13 protein-coding genes are annotated in these 20,368 nt (G+C 71.1%); 8 read left to right on the top strand and 5 right to left on the bottom strand.

Translation table 11 applies throughout. From position 1 onward, the window contains the following. Positions 1-71 precede the first annotated feature (71 nt). Both HV824_RS01180 and HV824_RS37075 read left to right on the top strand, forming a co-directional pair. Positions 72-287 (top strand): double-CXXCG motif protein, encoded by a 216-nt coding sequence (locus HV824_RS01180; RefSeq protein WP_306465539.1) that lies wholly within the window; start codon positions 72-74, stop codon positions 285-287. After that, the gene (locus HV824_RS37075; protein WP_368738002.1) at positions 247-465 is read left to right on the top strand and encodes a double-CXXCG motif protein; all 219 of its coding nucleotides are present in this window, start codon (positions 247-249) and stop codon (positions 463-465) included. Before HV824_RS01180 ends, HV824_RS37075 begins: the two co-directional genes overlap by 41 nt. 12 nt (positions 466-477) lie before the next feature. Here the strand turns inward: HV824_RS37075 and HV824_RS01175 are convergent, their stop codons facing one another. Next, positions 478-3,042: a S8 family peptidase gene (locus HV824_RS01175; protein WP_176422464.1), complete on the bottom strand. Its 2,565-nt coding sequence runs from the start codon at positions 3,040-3,042 to the stop codon at positions 478-480. Between the two features lie 71 nt (positions 3,043-3,113). Beyond that, positions 3,114-7,454 (bottom strand): DEAD/DEAH box helicase, encoded by a 4,341-nt coding sequence (locus HV824_RS01170; protein WP_176422463.1) that lies wholly within the window; start codon positions 7,452-7,454, stop codon positions 3,114-3,116. Positions 7,455-7,843: 389 nt separating this feature from the next. Here HV824_RS01170 and HV824_RS01165 point away from each other — a divergent pair, with 389 nt between their 5' ends. Continuing rightward, on the top strand, positions 7,844-9,016 hold the full coding sequence (locus HV824_RS01165) for an FAD-dependent monooxygenase (protein WP_176416970.1): 1,173 nt from the start codon (positions 7,844-7,846) through the stop codon (positions 9,014-9,016). Between the two features lie 12 nt (positions 9,017-9,028). Here the strand turns inward: HV824_RS01165 and HV824_RS01160 are convergent, their stop codons facing one another. From HV824_RS01160 to HV824_RS01150, 3 genes are all read right to left on the bottom strand, one after another. Further along, complete coding sequence (locus tag HV824_RS01160; protein WP_176416969.1) at positions 9,029-10,084, bottom strand: ABC transporter ATP-binding protein; 1,056 nt, start codon at positions 10,082-10,084, stop codon at positions 9,029-9,031. Between the two features lie 87 nt (positions 10,085-10,171). Then, positions 10,172-10,771, bottom strand: a complete 600-nt coding sequence (locus tag HV824_RS01155) for a DUF2378 family protein (RefSeq protein ID WP_176416968.1) — start codon at positions 10,769-10,771, stop codon at positions 10,172-10,174. A gap of 66 nt (positions 10,772-10,837) precedes the next feature. Continuing rightward, positions 10,838-12,298 carry an ATP-binding protein gene (locus tag HV824_RS01150; RefSeq protein ID WP_176416967.1) on the bottom strand — a complete coding sequence of 487 codons (1,461 nt, stop codon included), beginning with the start codon at positions 12,296-12,298 and terminating at the stop codon, positions 10,838-10,840. Positions 12,299-12,473: 175 nt separating this feature from the next. On the opposite strand from HV824_RS01150, the gene HV824_RS01145 reads away from it, so the two are divergent. The 5 genes from HV824_RS01145 (at position 12,474) to HV824_RS01125 (ending at position 20,340) form a co-directional block, all read left to right on the top strand. Beyond that, a complete protein-coding gene (locus HV824_RS01145) occupies positions 12,474-13,439 on the top strand; it encodes a PLP-dependent cysteine synthase family protein (protein WP_176416966.1) in 966 nt (321 codons plus the stop codon). A gap of 78 nt (positions 13,440-13,517) precedes the next feature. Beyond that, positions 13,518-13,925 (top strand): hypothetical protein, encoded by a 408-nt coding sequence (locus HV824_RS01140; protein ID WP_176416965.1) that lies wholly within the window; start codon positions 13,518-13,520, stop codon positions 13,923-13,925. 127 nt (positions 13,926-14,052) lie between these two features. Further along, a complete protein-coding gene (locus HV824_RS01135) occupies positions 14,053-15,423 on the top strand; it encodes a TolC family protein (RefSeq protein ID WP_176416964.1) in 1,371 nt (456 codons plus the stop codon). Beyond that, positions 15,420-17,153, top strand: a complete 1,734-nt coding sequence (locus HV824_RS01130; RefSeq protein ID WP_176416963.1) for an efflux RND transporter periplasmic adaptor subunit — start codon at positions 15,420-15,422, stop codon at positions 17,151-17,153. Before HV824_RS01135 ends, HV824_RS01130 begins: the two co-directional genes overlap by 4 nt. Further along, the gene (locus HV824_RS01125; RefSeq protein ID WP_176416962.1) at positions 17,140-20,340 is read left to right on the top strand and encodes an efflux RND transporter permease subunit; all 3,201 of its coding nucleotides are present in this window, start codon (positions 17,140-17,142) and stop codon (positions 20,338-20,340) included. Before HV824_RS01130 ends, HV824_RS01125 begins: the two co-directional genes overlap by 14 nt. The last annotated feature ends 28 nt before the right edge of the window (positions 20,341-20,368 follow it).

Below are 20,368 nucleotides of genomic sequence, written 5' to 3'. Positions count from 1 at the left end.
CGCCCTACCCCTCGGGCGTCCTGGACACGGGCGCCCGAGCGGCCTCCAGACGTCACGGCCAGTGTCCAGGAATGGCGTGGACATCCACGGGTTCATCTCCAGGAATGCTCGTGAAGGTATTTGAAGTCGAGGAAGATACGGCCGCTGGTTACACGGGCAGCATTGACGCCATTCACCGCTGGGGGCTACCGGGCGTACAGCCCTGCCCGACATGCCGCGCGGGAGGCGGCTCCCCCGCCCTCGCCTATCCCTGCGTCGACCTTTTCAGCCTGCCTGACCTGCGGTAACGAGCCGTTCGACCTGCCCCAGCCCATCATCCTCCAGGCATCCTCCCTGCCCGCGGACATGGACCTCTTCCGCATGGAAGACGCATGGACAGTCATCCTCGCCACGAAACGCTTCGTCGACGCGGCGGCGCGACTGAAGTCGGACGGCGTGGTGTTCCGGGAGCGGGAGTGCCGCTGATGGGCCCAACCCTCAGCCGCAGAAGCCGTTGGCCAGACACGTCCGTCCCACCCCACACGTCAGGCCGGAGGTGCGGCAGTTGGGCTGACAGGCCCCCGAACCCGTGCCGTCGCGGTAGCAGACGTACCCGGAGCGGCAATCCCCCTGCCCCGTCCCCACCTGCAGCGTGCAGGTCGCCAGACAGGCCTTGAGGCCCGAGGTGGAGTCCACGATGTAGCACCGCGAGCCCGCTGGACACGCGGAGCGGGTGCAATCCAGGGAGCAGTACCCGCCCGGATAGTCCGTCACGCACACGCCCCCGGGACAGTCCACGTTGGAGCCGCACGCACTGCCCACCACCAGCGCCGGGTCATCATCGATGGGCGCAAGGGGAAGCAGGTCGAAGCTCACATTCTCGATGCGGTCGCCCGCCTCCACCTCCAGCGGCTCGAAGGAGTCCACGTTGCGCCAGTAGCCGGTGCGCTCACCGTCCTCGAAGAAGTTGCCATCCTGGTCGTCGTCGATGGTGGCCAGCGCGTAGTACGTCCGCGGCGCCAGGGAGATGCTGTACGCGTAGCCCCCCGACGCGCGCGCGACGGCGATGGCGTCCTCCGAGGCCTGCCACTTCCCTCGCGCGTCCTGCCACACGAACGCGATGAGGGCGTCCAGGTCGTTGGCAGCCCCCGCGACGCCAATCTTCACCGCCACCGTCGCAGAGCCCGCCGCCCCCGAGCCCACCAGGCTCAGCGTCACCACGGTGTCCGCGCCCGCCAGCCCGGAGGCATCCACCGCCACGCTCAGCGAGGCCGAGCCGAAGGCGGGCACCCGCACCGAGTCCCCCTGCGGGAACGTCACCGCCGAGGCATTGGGCCCGCTGACGCTGGCCGACACCGTCAAATCGCCGCCCCGGTTTCCTCCCACGTTGTTGAGGGTGAGCTGCTGCGTACCGCTGCCCCGGAAGAACAGCGTGGACGTCGTCACGTTGAGCTGGGGGTCCAGCGTGCCGGGGTCCACGTTGGCGATGCGGGCCAGCGCCGCGCGCGCATTGACGAGCCCCGCGCCGCAGCCCTCCGGGCACTGCGAGTTGGTGAGCGGCGTGGCGGTGGCCTTCAGCGTGCTCTCCGCCACCGCGGCCGTCAGGTCCGGCCGCGCCGCCGCCATCAACGCCACCACGCCCGCGACGTGAGGCGCCGCCATGCTGGTGCCCTGCGAGAAGATGTAGGCCGGCTGCCCGTTCTCATCCAACACCGTGGACAGCACGCCGTCCGGATAGCCGTCGCCGTTCAGGTCCTCGCGCATCTCCCCACCGGACGCCACCACGTCCACGTCCACGCCGAAGTTGGAGAAGCTGCTGCGCTGCCCCGCCAGGCTGGTGGAGCCCACGCAGATGACGTTCTGCTGGTTGCACGGCGTGCTGTTGCGCGCATCCACGTCCTCGTTGCCCGCGGCGACGACGATGATGGCCCCGCGCCCCAAGGCCGCGTCGATGGCGTCCTGGTACAGCGCCTGCGGCGGCGCGCTGCCACCCAGGCTCATGTTCACCACCTTCGCGGGGTTGGGATTGGGCGGCACGCCCGGCACGCTGCCGCCCGTGGCCCAGGTGATGGCCGCCGCGATGTCGAAGCTGGTGCCGCCCTTCTTCCCCAGCACCCGCACCGGAAGCAGCTTCGCGTTCCAGGCCACGCCCGCGACGCCCACCTCGTTGTTCGTGTCCGCGCCGATGGTGCCCGCCACATGCGAGCCGTGCCACGAAGAACCACCGTTGGGCGTGTCCCCGCCTTCGTCCCGCGGGTTGCTGTCCCGGCCGTCGCCGTCACCCGCGTTCTCCGGGTCCGAAATCATGTCGTAACCCGGCAACACGTTCGTCAGGTCCGGGTGCGCGACGATGCCGCTGTCCAGGACGGCCACCACCACGTTGGACGCGTCCGGCACCTGGTCCCATGCGGCCGGCAGGTTGAGCGTGGGGTAGTGCCACTGAAGGCTGTAGCCCCGGTCATTGGGCGCCGCCGACGCCCGCATCCGCGCGTTTCGCACCGCGTACGTCACGCCCGGCACCCGGGCGAGCTGCGCCGCCCACTCCTGCGTCTTCGCGGCCGTCACCGCCTTGCCATCCAGCGGCTCGTAGCCCACCAGGTGCACGTATTCACTGGCGTAGCCCTTGTGCACCGCGCGGAAGCCCGAGCGCCGCACCGCCGCCAGCACGCGCTCCGTCGACAGGCCCGCTTCCTCGAAGCGGAGGATGACGTCCCCGGGAATCGTGGGGTCCTCGTGCGAGGCCCGCTCGAGCGGCGCGGCGCCCGGCTGCGACGGGACAATGGGGAGCCCCGGCACGGCCTTCGGCGCCCCCCGCGGCTCGCGCGCCCGCCCCGCGTGCATTTCCCGCAGCGTCCCCTTCAGCGTCTCCAGCGCACCCGCGCGAAACGGCGAGCGCACCGTCTGGGAGGCACTGTCGCCAGCGGACCGTTCGCTGCCCCGGAAGGGCGTCAGCGCCCCCTGGATGCGCCCGGTCTGGGATGGCGGCTCCCCCGGGTCTTCATCGTCTCCAGAGCAGGAGGTGGCGGAGAGCAGCAACAGTCCCAGCAGCAGCAGGCGACGCATTCAGGCGACCCCTCGGAAGAACACGAAAGAGGCGACAGCCTAACATCCACTGCCCGACGGGGCCGCGCCGCTCAGCTCGCCATGGCCTCGCTGCTGTCTTCCGTGTCCTCGCCAACGTTGCCGTCGGCCGCATCGTCCAGTGCGCCGACATCTCGCGGCACGCCGTCCACGTACGTCACCACGTTGCCCGGCATCGCCGGCACTCGCGGCCCGGGCGTCACCACGCCCGTGAGGTTGAGCGGGTCCACCCCGGACAACTGCACCCGCACACCGGACGGTGGCTGACGGCGCACCGAGCGCGCCATGTCCACCGCCTCCGGCAGCGCGAACTGCTCGCCCACGGAGCCCGACACGAAGCGGCCGCCGCGCACCTCGCCGCGCGCCTCCATGCGGCGGTACACGAAGAGCAGCTCGCGCCACGTGGGCGCCAGCGCCTCGCGCATCACCAGGTCGCGCCAGACGATGCCGTAGCGCTGGAGGAAGAGGCGCGCCAGCGAGTCCAGCACCTCGTCCTGCGACTTCGGCTCCGCGGGCGCCAGCAGGCTCCAGCGGCCCGGGCCACCGCGCTGGAGCAGCTTCTGCCGCTTGCGGTGCGCCGGACTCTGGAGCACGCGCAGGTTCTGCACCGCGTCCGCCGTCACCAGCCCGCGCGCCACCAGCTCCCACAGCGCGTCCTCGATTTCGGCGGGCAGCCTGCGCGCGCGCGACACCAGGTCCTGGAAGAAGCAGGCCCCGCGCCGCTCCAGCACCGCGACCACGTCCCTGGCGGGCGCGCTCAAGTCCGGCGGCGTCCACACGTCCCCATCCGCCAGCACCGCGTGAGGCCGCGCGGCGGTGAGCATCCACTCCAGGTCCTCGCGCAAGGTGAAGGTCAACGACGCGTTGCGCGTGGGCGACGCCCGCGAGCGCGGGGGCGCGGGCTCCGGCGGCACCACCGGCGCGCCCCGGCGTGGCCCTGGCGTGGGCTTCGCTTCCTTCGTCGTCAGCCGCCCCCAGGCCACCTCACCCGCGTAGCAGGCCCGCTCCAGCAGGTCCGGCGTGTAGCCGCGCATGCGCGCGGGCAGCAAGAAGCGCTCCCACGCGGACGCTGGCGCCTCATAGCCCTGCAGCAGCCGCACCGCCTTGAGCAGCCCCGTGGAGCCGCGCAGCGCGTCCAGCTCCTCCAGGTGGTGCCAGCGGAAGAGGAAGCGCATGAAGTCCTGCGCGCTCAGCGGCTCGATTTCCTTGCGCAGCCGTCCCACCGTCAGCCGGTGGATGCGCTGGAGCAGGCGCCGGTCGCACCACTCCAGCGGCGCGCTGGCCCCATCCGTCAGCGGGACTTCCAGCGGGCGGAAGCGGCCGCGCAGCACGTTGCCCTGGGCCTCCAACTGATGCATGGCCGCGTTGACGGAGTCCTCGTCCAGCACGACGAGCCGGGCCAACTCCGCCACCGTCGTGGGCCCCAGCATCTCCATGCGTCCGCGCACCACCTGGAGCACGGCGGCGTCCCGCTCCACGGGCCGGTCATGCGCCAGCACCGGCAGCGGCGGCTGCATGGGCGCGTCCGGGAAGAGCACCCGCAGCGCGCTGCCCCGCTCCGCCGACACCAGGAAGCGGCCCGCGGGCAGGTCCATCCACGCCACCCGGCCCTGCTCGAACAGAGGCGTCGCCATGCCGCGCGGCACCTCCTCGGCGGGCAGCAGAATCAACTGCAACAGCGCGTCGTGCAGTTCGTCCTCGTCGCGCATGGGCGGGGCGGCGTCCGCCACCACCGTGGCAATCGCCGTCGCGTCCAGCGCGCCGAAGGCCGTCACGTCCTCGGCGGGCATGGCGCGGCGCAGGGCCACGTTGCGCACGCGGCGCTCCTCGGCGGGCGCGTCATCCAGGAAGGTGTAGGGCTGGCTGTGAATCATCGCGTGCGCGAAGAGGCTGGGCTCCGGCACGTCGCGCGCCAGCAGGCGGATGCGGCCATCCCGCATGCCGCGCAGCACCTCGCGCAGGCCGTCCACGTCCATGGCCTCGCGCAGGCAGTCATCCATGGTCTGCTTCACCAGCGGATGGTCCGGCAGCTCCAGGTCGCCGCCGCCGTGGTTGTCCTGGCAGCCCACCTGCTCCGGGAACACCGACGCCAGCAGGTCCTCACTGCGGGCGCGCTGGAGGTTGGGCGCCACGCGCTTGCCCCCCATCATCCGGTGCAGCGCGAGCGACCGCGTGGCCACCCACCGGAAGCGGGTGCCGAAAATCGGCGCCTGGAGCACCGCCTGCACCAGCACCTCCTCCACATGGTCCGGGTGGAGGAAGTCGAAAATCTCCGCCAGCGGGAAGGAGTGCTGCTCGCCCAGCGACAGGAGGATTCCGTCCTCCGTCGCCGCCGCCTGGAGCTCGAAGTCGAACGAGCGGCAGAAGCGCTTGCGCAGCGCCAGGCCCCACGCGCGGTTGATGCGGCTGCCGAAGGGCGCGTGGATGATGAGCTGCATGCCGCCCGCCTCGTCGAAGAAGCGCTCGGCCACCACCGTGGTGTGGCTGGGCACCGCGTCGAGCATCTTCTGCCCCGTACGCAGGTAGCCCATCAGCGCGTCCACCGCGGGCGGCGGCATGCGCAGCTCCTTCTGGAGGAACGCCGGCGCGTCCTCGCGGGACGTGAGCGCCTCGCGCAGGCGGCCCACCTGGAGCGACAGCTCGTCCGTGCGGCCCGGCGCCTCGCCGCGCCAGAAGGGCACGTTGGGCGGCGCGCCGCGCGCGTCCTCCACCTGCACCGTGCTGCCCGACACGCGCTGGATGCGCCACGCGGTGCTGCCCAGGAGGAAGATGTCCCCGGGCGACGACTCCACCGCGAAGTCCTCGTCCAGCGTGCCCACCACCTTGCCCTCCGGCTCCGCGGTGACGTTGAAGGTGAAGGTGTCCGGGATGGCGCCGCCATTGGTGAGCGCGGTGATGCGCACGCCGCGCCGACCCTTGAGGCGCTGGTTCACCCTGTCTCTGTGGAGGTGGATGCCCGCGCGGCCCCGGCGCGCCGCAACGCCTTCGGACAGCAACTCCAGCACGCCCTGGTACTCCTCCCAGGTGAGGTTCCGGTACGGATACGCGCGCTGGAAGAGGCTGAAGAGCGCGCGTTCGTCCCACTCCTCACAGGCACACGCGGCGACAATCTGCTGCGCCAGCACGTCCAGCGGCTTCTCCGGAATCCGCACCGCGTCCAAATCACCTTCGCGCACGGCGTTGAGGAGCGCGGTGCACTCCATCAGCTCGTCGCGCGTCATCGCGAAGAGGATGCCCTTGGAGATGGCCGCCTTGTGGTGGCCCGCGCGGCCCACGCGCTGGAGCAGCACGGAGATGGCGCGCGTGCTGCCCAGCTGCACCACCAGGTCCACGTTGCCCACGTCGATGCCCAGCTCCAGCGACGCGGTGGCCACCATGGCCCGCAGCTGCCCGGACTTCAGCTTCTCCTCCGCGGCCAGCCGGATTTCGCGCGACATGCTGCCGTGGTGCGCCGCCACGGTGCCCTCGCCCAGGCGCTCACCCAGGTCGTGCGCCACGCGCTCCGCCATCTTCCGCGTGTTGACGAAGACGAGCGTCGTCCGATGCGTCCCCGTCAGCGCCACCAGCCGGTCATAGACCTGCCCCCACATCTCGTGGCTGGCCAGCGACGACAGCTCCGCGTCCGGAATCTCCAGCGTCAAATCCCACGGGCGCAGGTGGCCCACCTCCACCCGCTTGCAGTCCCGGTGGGCGGCGCCGGTGAGGAACCCGGCGATGGCGTCCAGCGGCTTCTGCGTCGCCGACAGGCCGATGAGCTGGGGCCGCACATCCGTGAGCGCCTTGAGCCGCTCCAGCGACAGGGCGAAGTGGCTGCCCCGCTTGTCGCGCGCCAGGGCGTGGATTTCGTCCACGATGACGGTGCGCACCGCGCGCAGCGTGGCGCGGGCCTTCTCCGCCGTGAGGTAGAGGTAGAAGGACTCTGGCGTGGTGATGAGGATGTGCGGCGGACGGCGCACCATCTGCGCGCGCTCGGACGCCGGCGTGTCTCCGCTGCGCACCTGGACGCGCAGCTCATGGGGCTGGAAGCCCTCCGCGCGGGCCCGGGCGAGCAGCTCCTCCAGCGGCTGGAGCAGGTTCTTCTGCACGTCGTTGCCCAGCGCCTTGAGCGGCGACACGTAGAGCACCTGCGTGCAGTCCGGCAGCGTGCCCTCCAGCGCCAGCCGGAACAGCGAATCCAGCGCGGCGAGGAACGCCGTCAGCGTCTTGCCGCTGCCCGTGGGCGCGGCGATGAGCACGTCCTGGCCTGCCTGGATGAGCGGCCAGCCCTCCACCTGGGGACGGCTGGGCTCGCCCAGCTGCTCGGCGAACCAGCGGCGAACCACCGGATGGAAGGGCGCCAGCGCCGGGTGCGCCGCGCACTCGGTGGCGAAGTCGAGGCTGATTTGCGGGGCCATGGCTACCTCCAGGGCCAGCCTGAACACAGGTACAGCCCGACGTCAACGCGACCAGACTTCGTGAGTAGGCCCCCACTGCGGGTGTGCCATGCACCCGGCGGACGCCCGTCGGGGCGCTGCCCTTGCGTGCGGGCATGACGCTGACGCGTCACGGGCGCTGCGTGACGCGTCATCCACCAGGCCACCAGCGGCCCTCCGGGGCGCGAGGCACACGCGGGCGGGGCCGCCGCGCAGCGGCGCCAGGAGGAATGTGCCTTGCACATCGCACCTCGGAACATGAGGAGCGAAAACATGAGCCCAACCCACGAGATTCTCCGGGCCCCCATCGAAACCAGGCGCCCTGACCCCTGTCGCGACGGGACGCGCGTCGCCGCGCGGATGGACGCGCCATGAGCGAATCTTCCTGCGACGTCGCCATCATCGGAGGCGGTCCAGCGGGCGCGGCCATGGCCGTGGCCTTGCGAGACCTGGCGCCCTTCCTGTCCGTCGTGCTGCTCGAGCGCACCGGCTACGAGACACACCGCTCGGGAGAGACCTTGTCACCCGACATCCGCATCCCCCTGTCCCGGCTCGGTGTCTGGAGCAGCTTCCTGCGGGATGGGCACCTGGCCTCGCGAGGGACGTCCTCGTGCTGGAGCCGCGCGGAGCCCAGCGTCCAGGACACGCGGATGTCGCCCTGGGGCTCCGCCTGGCACCTGGACCGGGCCCGCTTCGACGAACGGCTCAGCCTGGAGGCGGCCCGGCAAGGCGTCCGCGTCCTTCGCCTGACGACCCTGCTGGACGTCGAGTCCATCGCGAAGGAGGGCTATCGGCTGCACCTCTCCCAACGCAAGACAGGCGCGCTCACGCTGCGAGCGCGCTTCGTCGTGGACGCGACCGGATGGAAGGCCACCTTCGCCATGTCCCAGGGCGCGCGGCGCCGCATTCGCGACCGCTGCTTCACCGTTCATGGCGCGTTCCAGCTCCGGCCAGGAGAGCCGTTTCCCACCGATGCCCTGGTGGAAGCGTGTCCGGAAGGCTGGTGGCACTCCGCGCGGCTGCCCGCGGACTGTGTCGCCGTCACCCTGATGGGTGATGGAGACTCCTTGCACGGACTGCGGTGGGCGACACCGGAACCGTGGGTGGCCTTGCTCGAACAGGCCCCCGTCACCCAGGCCAGACTGGCCGTCTGCGACTTCGCCGGAGAGCCCCTCGTCGCCGCGCCCGTGCTCGTCGGCGAGCTCGACCGGATGCACGGTGAGCGCTGGCTCGCGGTAGGCGACGCGGCCTGCACCCATGACCCCTTGTCCGCCCAGGGCATCGCCAGCGCGCTGGACTCCGCGCTCCTCGCCGCCCAGTCCCTGGAGCGCGCCCTGCGCGGCGACGAGGATGCGCTCCGCGCCTACGAGGAAACGCTCCATCTGCGCTTCGAGGAGCATCTGCGGCGGCGAAGCCACACCTACCGCGAGGAGCAGCGGTGGCCCGGCGCGCCCTTCTGGAAGAACCGGCACGAAGCCTTCCCCGCCATGACGCCCGTCGCGGGGCAGCGCCCCGCCCCGGCGTTCACCGGGCTCGCGCCATGAGGCACCGCGCGCTCAGAAAATCCAGAGGCGCTCTTTCGGGAACGCGAGCGTGTACGCACCGGGCGCCAGTGACTCGCGCGTGCTGGCGCGCAGCGCCTGCCCTTCGAACTGGAACTGGTGCTCCCAGCGCCCGCCCACGTAGAGGGAGCTCGCCAGCGCGGCGGGGAGCCGGTTCTCGCCGGGCCCGGAGGCCAACTGGAGCGCCTCCACGCGGATGACGCCCGTGGCCGCGTCGTCACCAGGGCCGGCTCCTCGCTGCTGCCCCCACAGCGACCGGCCGCCCACCTGAAGCCGCGCCTCGCCGCCGCGCCGCTCCACCACGCGGCCTGACAGCGTGTTGTTCACGCCCATGAAGTCGGCGGCGAAGAGGCTCCGGGGCTCCGTGTAGAGCTGCTCGGGCGTCCCGTCCTGCACCACCCGCCCACCGTCCAGGAGCATGATGCGGTCGGCGATGGCCATGGCCTCCACCTGGTCATGGGTGACGAAGAGCGCGGTGAGCCCCAGCCGCTTGATGAGCGCGCGAATCCACACGCGCGCCTCCTCCCGCAGCTTCGCGTCCAGGTTGGACAGCGGCTCGTCCAGGAGCACCAGCGGCGGCCCGTAGACGAGCGCCCGCGCCAGCGCCACGCGCTGCTGCTGCCCGCCGGAGAGCTGGCTGGGGAAGCGGTCGCCATGGCCCTCCAGGCCCACGCCCTGGAGCACCTCGCGTACGGCCCGGTCCACCTGCTCGCGGGACTGCCTGCGCAGCCGCAGGCCGTAGGCCACGTTGTCGAACACCGTCATGTGCGGCCACAGCGCGTAGGACTGGAACACCAGCCCCAGGTCCCGCCGCTCTGGCGGCAGGTTCACCTTCGCCGCCGCGTCGAACACCGTGCGCTCGCCGATGTGGATGCGCCCGCGCACCGGCGTCTCCAGGCCAGCGACGGAGCGCAGCAGCGTGGACTTGCCACTGCCGGAGCGGCCCAGCAGCGCCACCACCTCGCCATCCCGGAAGTCGGCGGTGATGCCCTTCAGGATGTCATTCGTGCCGAGCCGGACGTGGACGTCCTCGACGAGCAACCGGGCCATGCTGAGACTTTCCTTCCGGACAGGGAGCGCGTCCGGTCGGCATCGTGCGACAGCTCACGGAAGGGGGCCAGCGCCAGCGCACCCGCCTCAGTGGACGCTGCGGGGACCGGCGCCAGCCACGGGCGCCCGGCTGGCGGCCTTCGACCAGGTGACGCGGAAGGTGGCCGCCGTGCCGTCGAAGGCGATGGGCCTCACGTCCACCTGCCCCGCGCCCGCCGACCGCAGCGTCTCCGCCAGGAAGCCCGCCGCGAAGTCCGGCGTGTCCGCCGTGACGTCCTTCATCCACAGCGTGGCGCTGTCCTGCGTGGACTCCTCCACGCGGACCTCGTTGAAGTTGTTGCCGGCGCGGATGTTGTACGGCACCCGCTCCAGCGTGCGCCGCGGCCCCAACTGGGTGACGAGCGACAGGCTGGCCCGGCCCACCGACGTCTGGCGGAAGCCCTGGAGGAAGCGCGCGCCCAACGCGAAGCTGGCCTCGTGCGGAGGCAGGGCCGGGAAGACATCCTGCCCCGCCACGCGCAGGAAGGCTCGCCACTGCTCCAAGGTGTACTGGGGGCGCAGCGGCTCCGACAGGTCGAGCCCCACCGCCTTCAGGCGCTGCCGCCCTTCACGGGTGAGGTACGGCCCGAGCGCTCGTACGAAGAGGGCTTCCACGGACTGAGCGAAAATGAGCTTCTCTGACGCCATGCACGGAAGGTGGTAGCGGCAACTCCGAACCGGGAGTCGTGAGGTGCGCCAAACGTCAGCTGGTCATCATCGCGGCAACCGGATGAGGAAGGTCGTGCCTTCCGTCGCACTGGAGGCCACGTGCGCGTCCCCGTCATGCGCTCGGACAATCTGCCGGGTGATGTAGAGGCCCAGCCCCAGGCCCCCCGGCGCGCCCACGTCACTGGCGGTGCGCCGGCCCCGGCGCCAGGCACCGAAGACGTGGGGCAGGTCCTCGGTGGGGATGGGCGTGCCGCGGTTGTGGATGCGCAGCACCACTTCGCGCTCGGAGCCCTCGGCGCCCACCCACACGGCGCTCTCCGCGGGGCTGTACTTCAGCGCGTTGGCCACCAGGTTGCCCACGGCCTGCTCCAGGCGGTCGGAGTCCCACTTCCCCAGGCCATCACCCTTGGACTCGAGCCGCACCACCCGGCCGGGATGGCTGGCGCGCAGCTCGTCCACGGTGCGGCGCACCACCTCGAACACGTCGCATGACGAGCGCACCACCGGAATGCCGCCGCCCAGCCGCGAGCGCGCGAAGTCCAGCAGCTGGCGAATCATCCGGTCCATGCGCTCGGCGCTGGTGAGGATGCGCTCGGTGAGCATGCCCTGGCGCTCGTCCAACGCGCCCTTGCGCCGCAGCTGCTGCGCGGACATGGACAACGCGTTGAGCGGGTTGCGCAGGTCATGCCCCAGCATGCCGATGAACTGCTCGCGGAACTCTTCCGCGCTGCGCGACTCCGTGACGTCCCGTAGGGAGGACATCACCGCCAGCACCTCGCCGCTGGCCCCCAGCGCGGGCGACAGCACATAGTCGAAATGCCGCGGGCCCCGGTCCGACTCCAAGGCGATGGTGCCCCGCTGCACCTGCCCCGTGCGCAAGGCCATCCGCACCTGTTCGAGGTACGGCGTCAGCGCCGAGTCCGCGGCCTGCATCTCATCCAGCGACCTCCCCGGTGCATGCACGGCGTGGCTGCCCCGCGCTGCGTACAGGGACTGGTTGGCCGACAGGACGCGCCCAGTCTCGTCATAGAGCGCGATGGGGTCCGCCGCACAGGAGATGGCCAACTCCAGGAGCTGGCGCTGGTGCGCCACCTCGCGGGACAGCACCTTCACCTCGCGCTCGGCCTGGCGCAGCCGGAGCAGCGCGTGGACCTGGGCCACCAGCTCCTCCGGATCCACCGGCGCCACCAGATAGCCGTCCGCGCCGCGCTCCAAGCCCTGCGCCCGGTCCCCCGGCCCCACGGCCTGTGCGGACAGGTGGAGCACCAGGACGCCCTGTGTGCGAGGCTTCTCCTTCAGCTTCCGGCACACCTCCAGGCCGCTGATGTCCGGCAGCCGCACGTCCAGGATGACGAGGTCCGTCTCCTCGTTCGCCAGCGCGAGCGCCTCCATCCCGGAAGCGGCGTCCACGACGCGGAAGCCCGCGAGCCCCAGCACGCGAGAGGTGACATAGCGGCTGGCCGCGTCGTCGTTGACGTTGAGGATGAGCGCGGAAGTGGGAGGCATACGGGGGGGTGCGAGCCAGGCTCTTTCGTAGCCGCGCCTCCGCCTGAACGCCAGATGTTACGGACGCCCACAGGGGCGCTGGCAGTGCGGGCAGACGAGCGACTGATTGTCCAGGACCCCAGCAAAAAGTTCATGGCCGGTGCCGAACGAGCCGTTTCGCGATAGGGAAGGCCCCATGCGCCCTCCCTGTCGCCCTCTTCCCGCGGACGGCCGCTTCCTCCAGGCCGTGGGTCCCACTCCGCTCGTCCCCGTGCGTCTCCACGAGGAGGGCCCCACCATCTGGTGCAAGCTGGAGTTCCTCAACCCCAGCGGCTCCACCAAGGACCGCATCGCGCGCTACATGTTGGAGAAGGCCTGGCGCCAGGGAGAGCTGGCCCCCGGCGGCGAGGTCATCGAGGCGTCCAGCGGCTCCACGAGCATCGCCCTGGCGCTGGCCTGCGCCCAGATGGGCCTGCGCTTCACCGCGGTGATGCCGGAGGGCGTCACCGGGGAGCGCATCCTCACCATCCGCGCCTACGGCGGTGACGTGGTGCTGGTGCCGCGCGACGCCGGCGTGCATGGCGCCATCGTGAAGGCGGACGAGCTGGCGCGTGAGCGCAAGGCCTTCGCGCCCCGCCAGTTCGAGAACCCGGACAACGCCGAGGCCCACCGGGTGTGGACGGGCCAGGAGATTCTGTCGCAAATCCCCGGCGGGCTGGTGCACGGCGTGGTCAGCGGCGTGGGCACGGGCGGCACCGTGGTGGGCCTGTACCAGGCCTTCGCGGAGGCAGGCTGTCCGGTGACGGCCTTCGTGGCGCGCCCCATCGCCGGGCTGGGCTGCGACATCGAATGTTGCAGCTTCAGCCCCCGCGTGCCGGGCGTGGTGGATGGCATGTCCCGGCTGTACCGCGAGGCGGACATGCCGGGCCGCGTGGAAATCGACGTGTCGGACGATGTGGCCATGAGCACCGCCAGGGCGCTCATCCGCCGCGGCTTCCCGGTGGGGCCGTCGTCCGGCCTCAACTACGTGGCCGCGGTGGAGGCCGCGACGCGACTGGGTCCGGGCGCGCAGGTGGTGACGGTGTTCCCTGACCGCATGGAGCGCTACTTCTCCACCGAGCTCATCCAGCCCAAGCCCGCGCCAGCACGCGGCGCGGCATGAGCTGAAAGGGAATGGCGTGACGCGCGCGGAGTTGCACGCTCCGTCCCGCCGCGCTATCTGGCTGACAAGCCCACGGTCATGCTCCTCCGAGTCCTGACATTGCTGGTGGTCCTGGGGCTGCCTCCCATCGCGGGGGCGGCCGAGGGACTGTTCCATCTCTGCCAGGGCGCGGTGAAGCTGGACCTGACGTGCGCCTGCCACCAGGCGAAGCGGGGGAAGGCCGCGCCGGCCGCCCCTGAAGCGGGCGTCCACGCCGACCACCACGACTGCTGCGGCGAGCTCTCCGTGCGGCTCCCGTCGCCGGAGCCCGTCACCTCGAGCTCCGGACCTTCGTGGACGCTGACGCCGCTGGCGGTGCTTCCCCAGGCCGTCGCGGTGGTGCCACCGGCGCCCGAGTCCCTGCCCACCTCGTGGGTGCGCATCCGGGGCGTGCACCGCGCCACCGCGCCACCGCTGTACCTGCGGCACTGCTCCTACCTCATTTGAGACGTCCGGCCCGCATGCGCTGAGGCCTGGCGGGTGGACGTGTGTCCACCGGCCGGATTCCGCCCGCCGCCGGTGACGTCCTTCTCCCGGCGACAGGCTCGTATCCCGTCATCTGGAGCAGGAAGTCATGTCGTCCCATGGAACCTGGAGGCGGTCCGCCACGCGGGCCGTGCTCGCCACCGGCGCCGCCGTGTGGCTGGGCCCCGGCGCGGCCGGAGCCAATGAGCAGCGGTATCAATCCCAACTCGAAGCCGTTGCCCGGCAGGCACCCGAGGCCCAGGCACCAGCGCCCTTCACGCGCGTGAGCGTGCTGGAGCGCGCGGAGCTGGTGCGGCAGGTGCTCGCGCGCAACCCCTCGCTGGAGGCGGCGCGTGAGGCCTGGCGCGCCAGCCTCGAACGCTACCCGCGTGAGACGGCGCTCGAAGACCCGATGCTGTCCTACGGCGTCGCGCCGCTGAGCATCACCGGCAGCGCGCGCTTCGGGCAGTCCGTGGAGCTGAGCCAACAGCTCCCCTTCCCCGGCAAGCGCGGCCTGCGGGGAGAGATGGCCCTGGCGCAAGCGCAGGCGATGCGCGAGGACCGCGAGGCCCTGCGCCTGCGCCTGGCCCTCATGGCGTCCACGCTCTTCGATGACTTGTTCGTCGTGGAGCGCTCGCTCGCCGTCACCGAGGAGCACCTGCGGCTGCTCGGGCAGCTCAAGAAGAGCGCGGAGGCCCAGTACGTCACCGGCCGCGCCTCGCAGCAGGACCCGCTCCAGGCGGAGGTGGAGCTGAGCGAGGTGCTGCGCGAACAGGTGATGTTCGAAGCCGAGCGCGAGCGGCTGCGCGCTCAGCTCAACGGCCTGCTCCACCGCGCGCCCCAGGCGCCGCTGCCGCCGCTGCCAGAGGCCCTGCCCGCGCAGGCCGCGGAGTCCATGCCCGCCGAACGGCTGCAAGACGAAGCGCTGCGCCTGCGGCCGGAGCTGGAGGGCCTCCGGGCCCGGCTCGGTGGAGGCGAGGCCGCCGTCCGGCTCGCGAAGCGCGACTACTACCCGGATGTCATGGTGATGGGTGAGTACAACTCCATGTGGATGGACACACCCCACCAGTTCATGGCGGGCGTCACCATCAACATCCCGCTCGACTTCGGCAAGCGGAAGGCCGCGGTGCGGGAGGCCGAGTCCGGCCTGAAGCGCCTGCGCCGGGAGGAGGAGCAGCTCATCTCCGACATCCGCGTCGAGGTGGAGCAGGCGCGCTCGCGTGCCGAGGAGACGCGGCGCGTGGTGGCGCTCTTCCAGGAGCGGCTCGTCCCCGCGGCGAAGGACCAGGTGGCCGCCGCCCGCGCGGGCTTCGAGAGCGGCAAGAACAGCTTCCAGGTCCTCATCGAGGCGGAGCGCGGCCTGCGCCGCGTGGAGCTGCGTGAACAGATGGCCCTGGCGGACGTGCAGCGCCGCCGGGCGGAGTTGGACAGGGCCATGGGCCACACCCCGGGATTGCCCCGGAACGGAGAGACGCGATGAGCCCCCCGAACCGCCGCCGCATCGCCCCCTGGCTGGGAATGTTGGCGCTCGCAGCGCTCGTCATCGTGGCCTGGAGGCCCCTCGTGGGCTGGTTCTCCGGCGCCACGTCCCACACCGGCACCGCGCCCGCCACGCATGAGGCTCACGGTGGCGCGGGCACGCCCCTGCCCGACGCCGCCTTGGAGTACACACGCGCGGCCTTCGAGTCCTACGAAGCCGCACGGGCCCTGCTCGCGCAAGACGCCATGGAGGGGCTCGCGGCCAGGGCCGGGGAGCTACAGACAGCGCTCCAGCAGGCCGCCGAGGCCGCGCAGGGTGACGGCACGCCACTGACAGCCTGGTTCCAGCAGGGCGCGGAGGCCGCCTCTCATCTGGGCGCGGCGGAGGACGCCGAGGCGGCGCGCCAGCACTTCGCGCGCGTGAGTGAGGCGCTCATCGCCCTGGCGTCCGCCGACCCGCGGCTCCAGGAAGGCTGGCACGTCTTCGAATGCCCCATGGTGGACGGGGTGAACCAGTGGCTCCAGCGCGAGCCCCAGCTGGAGAACCCGTACATGGGCCGGCGCATGCTGGCGTGTGGCACCACCAGCGAGTGGCGCGCGTCCGCGCCCACTGGTGCGCACGGCGAAGGTGACATCGCGCACTACACCTGCCCCATGCACCCGTCCGTGAAGCAGCACGGGCCGGGCGCGTGCCCCATCTGCGGCATGGACCTGACGCCCGTCAGCCGCGCCGATTTGGAGAGCGGCATCATCCAGGTGGACGACCTGCGGCGGCAGCGCATCGGCGTGAAGACGGCGCCGGTGGCGGAGGCCCCCATGGACCTGTCCCTGCGCGCGCTGGGCCGCGTCACCTTCGACGAGAAGGCGCTGGTGGACGTCACCCTCAAGCTGGACGGCTACATCCACGAGCTGCGCGTCAACGCCACGGGCGAGCCGGTGAAGAAGGGCGACGTCCTCTTCACGCTCTACAGCCCGGAGCTCTACGCCGCGCAGCAGGAGTACCTGCTGGCGCGTCAGAGCCAGAGCGCGGCCAACGCGTCCCTCGTGGGCGCGGCGCGCAAGCGGCTGGCGCTGTGGGGCCTGTCCGCGGCGCAAATCGAGCGCGTGGCCCAGCGAGGCAAGCCGGTGGAGAACATGCCCTTCCTGGCGCCCGCCAGCGGCTACGTGCTGGAGAAGAACGTGGTGGAGGGCGCGGCGGTGAAGGCCGGCGAGCGCCTGTTCCGCATCGCCCCGCTGGCGAAGGTGTGGGTGGAGGCGGACGTGTACGAGCAGGACCTGGCGCGCGTGAAGCCGGGCCAGCCGGTGGAGGTCACCCTGCCCTACCTGCCTGGGAAGAAGTACGCGGGCCGCGTCGGCTACGTGTACCCGTCCCTGCGAGGCGCCACGCGCACGGGGCGCATCCGCATCGAGCTGCCCAACCCGGAGCTGGAGCTGAAGCCGGACATGTACGCGGACGTCCGCTTCGTCCTGCAGGGCGGCGCGCGCCTCCAGATTCCCGACTCGGCCGTCATCTACACCGGCCCGCGCCGGCTGGTGTTCGTGGACCTGGGCGAGGGACGGCTGCGGCCCCAGGAGGTGAAGCTCGGCATCAAGGGACAGGGCACCTACGAGGTGCTGGAGGGCCTGTCGCCCGGCGACGTCGTCGTCACCAGCGGCAACTTCCTCATCGCGGCGGAGAGCCGCATCCGCTCCGCCACGGACTCATTCGGAGGAAGCCATGCAGCCCACTGAGCACGGCGAACAGGGCTTCATCGGCCGACTCATCGGCGCGTGCGCCCGCAACCCGTTCCTCACCCTGCTTCTGGTGGGCGCCCTGGCGGCGTGGGCCGTCCACGCGGTTCGCGGCACCCGGCTGGACGCCATCCCCGACCTGTCCGACACGCAGGTCATCGTCTTCACGGAATGGATGGGGCGCGGCCCCGACCTGGTCGAGGACCAGATCACCTACCCCATCTCCTCATCCCTGCTGTCCGCGCCGAAGGTGAAGGCCGTGCGTGGCCAGTCCATGTTCGGCATGTCCTTCGTCTACGTCATCTTCGAGGACGGCACGGACATGTACTGGGCGCGCAGCCGCGTGCTCGAATACATGGAGACGGCGCGCGGACGCCTGCCCGCGGGCGTGACGCCCACGCTGGGACCGGATGCCACCGGCGTGGGCTGGGTGTTCGAGTACGCGCTCGTGGACGAGCGCGGCAAGCACTCCCTGGCCGACCTGCGCAGCCTCCAGGACTGGAACGTGCGCTACGCGCTGTCCAGCGTGCCGGGCGTGGCGGAGGTCGCCAGCGTGGGCGGCATCGTGAAGCAGTACCAGGTGCAGGTGGACCCCAACCAGCTGCGCGCCTACGGCGTGACGCTGGGCGAGGTGACGCGCGCCGTCCGCGAGTCCAACGAAGACGTGGGCGGCCGGGTGATGGAGATCGCCGGTCACGAGCACATCATCCGCGGGCGCGGCTACATCCGCTCCACGCAGGACATCGAGACCATCCCGCTGAAGGTGAGCGAGGACGGCACGCCGGTGCTGGTGCGCAACGTGGCCACGGTGAGCCTGGGGCCGGACATCCGCCGGGGCGTGGCGGAGCTGGACGGAAAGGGCGAGGTGGCCGGCGGCATCGTCGTCATGCGCTACGGGGAGAACGCGCTCACCGTCATCGAGGCGGTGAAGGAGCGCCTGGAAGAGGTGCGCGCGGGCCTGCCGGAGGGCGTGGAGCTGGTCGTCACCTATGACCGCTCGGGGCTCATCGAAGAGTCCATCGCCACGCTCAGCCGGGCGCTGGTGGAGGAGATGCTGGTGGTCAGCCTCATCATCTTCCTCTTCCTGATGCATGCGCGCAGCGCGCTGGTCACCCTCCTCACGCTGCCGGTGGCGGTGCTGCTCGCCTTCATCCCCATGTACTACCAGGGGCTCACCGCCAACATCATGAGCCTGGGCGGCATCATCGTCGCCATTGGCGCCATGGTGGATGCCTCCATCATCATCGTGGAGAACATCCACAAGAAGCTGGAGACGTGGGAGGCGGAAGGCCGCCCCGGCGAGCGGCGTGAGGTCATCATCTCCGCGATGCAGGAGGTGGGCCCCTCCATCTTCGGCACGCTGCTGGTGCTCACCGTCGCCTTCCTCCCCGTCTTCACGCTGGAGGCCACCGAGGGTCGGCTCTTCAAGCCGCTGGCGTACACGAAGACGTACTCCATGGGCTTCGCCGCAGTGCTGGCGGTGACGCTGACGCCCGCGCTGGCGGTGCTCCTCATCCGCGGGCGCATCCGCCGGGAGGAGGAGAATCCCCTCAACCGCTGGCTGGTGGCCCTCTACACGCCGGTGGTGCGCTTCGTGGTGCGGCACGCGAAGGCCGTGGTGGCGCTGTCCGTGGTGGCCATGGCGCTGACGGTGCCGGCCTTCATGCGGCTGGGCCATGAGTTCATGCCGCCGCTCAACGAGGGCGCCATCCTCTACATGCCCACCTCGCCGCCGGGCATGTCCATCACCGAGGCCACGCGCATCCTCCAGTCCATGGACGCGCAGCTGAAGCGCCTTCCAGAGGTGGTCAGCGTCTTCGGCAAGGCGGGCCGCGCGGAGACAGCCACGGACCCGGCGCCGTTGTCCATGTTCGAGACGACGGTGGTGCTCAAGCCGAAGTCCGAGTGGCGCAAGGGCCTCACCTGGGAGGCCCTGCTGGCGGAGATGGACGAGACGCTCCAGTACCCCGGCATGCCCAACATCTTCTGGATGCCCATCCAGACGCGCACGGAGATGCTGGCCACCGGCATCCGCAGTCCGCTGGGCATCCAGGTGTTCGGGGATGACCTGGGCACGCTGGAGCAGACGGCGGTGGCGATTGAGAAGGCGGTGGCCCAGGTGCCCGGCACGCGCAGCGCGTTCGCGGACCGCGCCACGGGCGGCTTCTACGTGGACATCGAGGTGAAGCGGGAAGCGGCCGCGCGCCTGGGCCTGGGCGTGAAGGACATCAACGAGGTGGTGCTGGGCGCCATCGGCGGGGAGAACGTCTCCCAGACGGTGGAGGGCCGCGAGCGCTACCCCATCAACGTGCGCTACGCGCGTGAGTACCGCGACAGCCCCGAGCTGCTGAAGGAGGTGCTGGTCCCCACGCCGGGCGGCGCGCAGGTCCCGCTGGCCCAGGTGGCGGACGTGCGCTTCGTGCAGGGCCCGCCCATGATTCGCAGCGAGGGCGGCAAGCTCGTCACCTATGTCTTCGTGGACACGGGGCGGCCCATCGCGGACTACGTGAAGGACGCGAAGGCCGCGGTGGCGCGCGAGGTGAAGACCCCCACCGGCGTGCGCGTGGAGTGGAGCGGCCAGTTCAAGTACTTCGAGCGCGCCACCGAGAAGCTCAAGGTGGTGATTCCCGTCACCCTGCTGCTGGTGTGCCTGCTCTTGTACTTCAGCACGAAGTCCGTGGTGGAGACGGGCATCGTCCTGCTGGCGGTGCCCTTCAGCCTGATTGGCGCGGTGTGGCTGCTGTACCTGCTCGACTACAACATGAGCATCGCCGTGTGGGTGGGGCTCATCGCCCTGGCCGGGCTCGACGCGGAGACGGGCGTGGTGATGCTGCTCTACCTCACCCTGGCCCATAAAAAGGCGGACCAGGCGGGCCGGCTGCGCTCCATGGCGGACCTGACGGAGACCATCGTCGATGGCGCGGCGCGGCGCATCCGTCCCAAGCTGATGACGGTGATGACGGACATGATTGGCCTGCTCCCCGTGCTGTGGAGCACCGGCACGGGCGCGGACGTGATGAAGCGCATCGCCGCGCCGCTCGTGGGCGGACTCGTGACGTCCTTTCTGCTCGAGCTGACCGTGTATCCAGCCCTCTTCGCCCTCTGGAAGCGGCGCCACCTGCCCCAAGAGAAGCCCGAGGAAGGCACGGGTGCGCCACCCCTGCCCGCCGACCCCCAAGCAGCCTGAAGAATTGCAATCTGGCTGAATCCAGCCA

Origin of the sequence: Myxococcus sp. AM009 (genome assembly GCF_013372605.1) — a bacterium.
Taxonomy (GTDB): domain Bacteria; phylum Myxococcota; class Myxococcia; order Myxococcales; family Myxococcaceae; genus Myxococcus; species Myxococcus vastator.
This window is presented reverse-complemented; position numbering and strand designations above follow the sequence as displayed.

Coding starts and splice junctions, on each gene's coding strand:
- HV824_RS01180 (WP_306465539.1), top strand. CDS start 72: ATGGCGTGGACATCCACGGGTTCATCTCCAGGAATGCTCGTGAAGGTA.
- HV824_RS01175 (WP_176422464.1), bottom strand. CDS start 3,042: ATGCGTCGCCTGCTGCTGCTGGGACTGTTGCTGCTCTCCGCCACCTCC.
- HV824_RS01170 (WP_176422463.1), bottom strand. CDS start 7,454: ATGGCCCCGCAAATCAGCCTCGACTTCGCCACCGAGTGCGCGGCGCAC.
- HV824_RS01165 (WP_176416970.1), top strand. CDS start 7,844: ATGAGCGAATCTTCCTGCGACGTCGCCATCATCGGAGGCGGTCCAGCG.
- HV824_RS01160 (WP_176416969.1), bottom strand. CDS start 10,084: ATGGCCCGGTTGCTCGTCGAGGACGTCCACGTCCGGCTCGGCACGAAT.
- HV824_RS01155 (WP_176416968.1), bottom strand. CDS start 10,771: ATGGCGTCAGAGAAGCTCATTTTCGCTCAGTCCGTGGAAGCCCTCTTC.
- HV824_RS01150 (WP_176416967.1), bottom strand. CDS start 12,298: ATGCCTCCCACTTCCGCGCTCATCCTCAACGTCAACGACGACGCGGCC.
- HV824_RS01145 (WP_176416966.1), top strand. CDS start 12,474: ATGCGCCCTCCCTGTCGCCCTCTTCCCGCGGACGGCCGCTTCCTCCAG.
- HV824_RS01140 (WP_176416965.1), top strand. CDS start 13,518: ATGCTCCTCCGAGTCCTGACATTGCTGGTGGTCCTGGGGCTGCCTCCC.
- HV824_RS01135 (WP_176416964.1), top strand. CDS start 14,053: ATGTCGTCCCATGGAACCTGGAGGCGGTCCGCCACGCGGGCCGTGCTC.
- HV824_RS01130 (WP_176416963.1), top strand. CDS start 15,420: ATGAGCCCCCCGAACCGCCGCCGCATCGCCCCCTGGCTGGGAATGTTG.
- HV824_RS01125 (WP_176416962.1), top strand. CDS start 17,140: ATGCAGCCCACTGAGCACGGCGAACAGGGCTTCATCGGCCGACTCATC.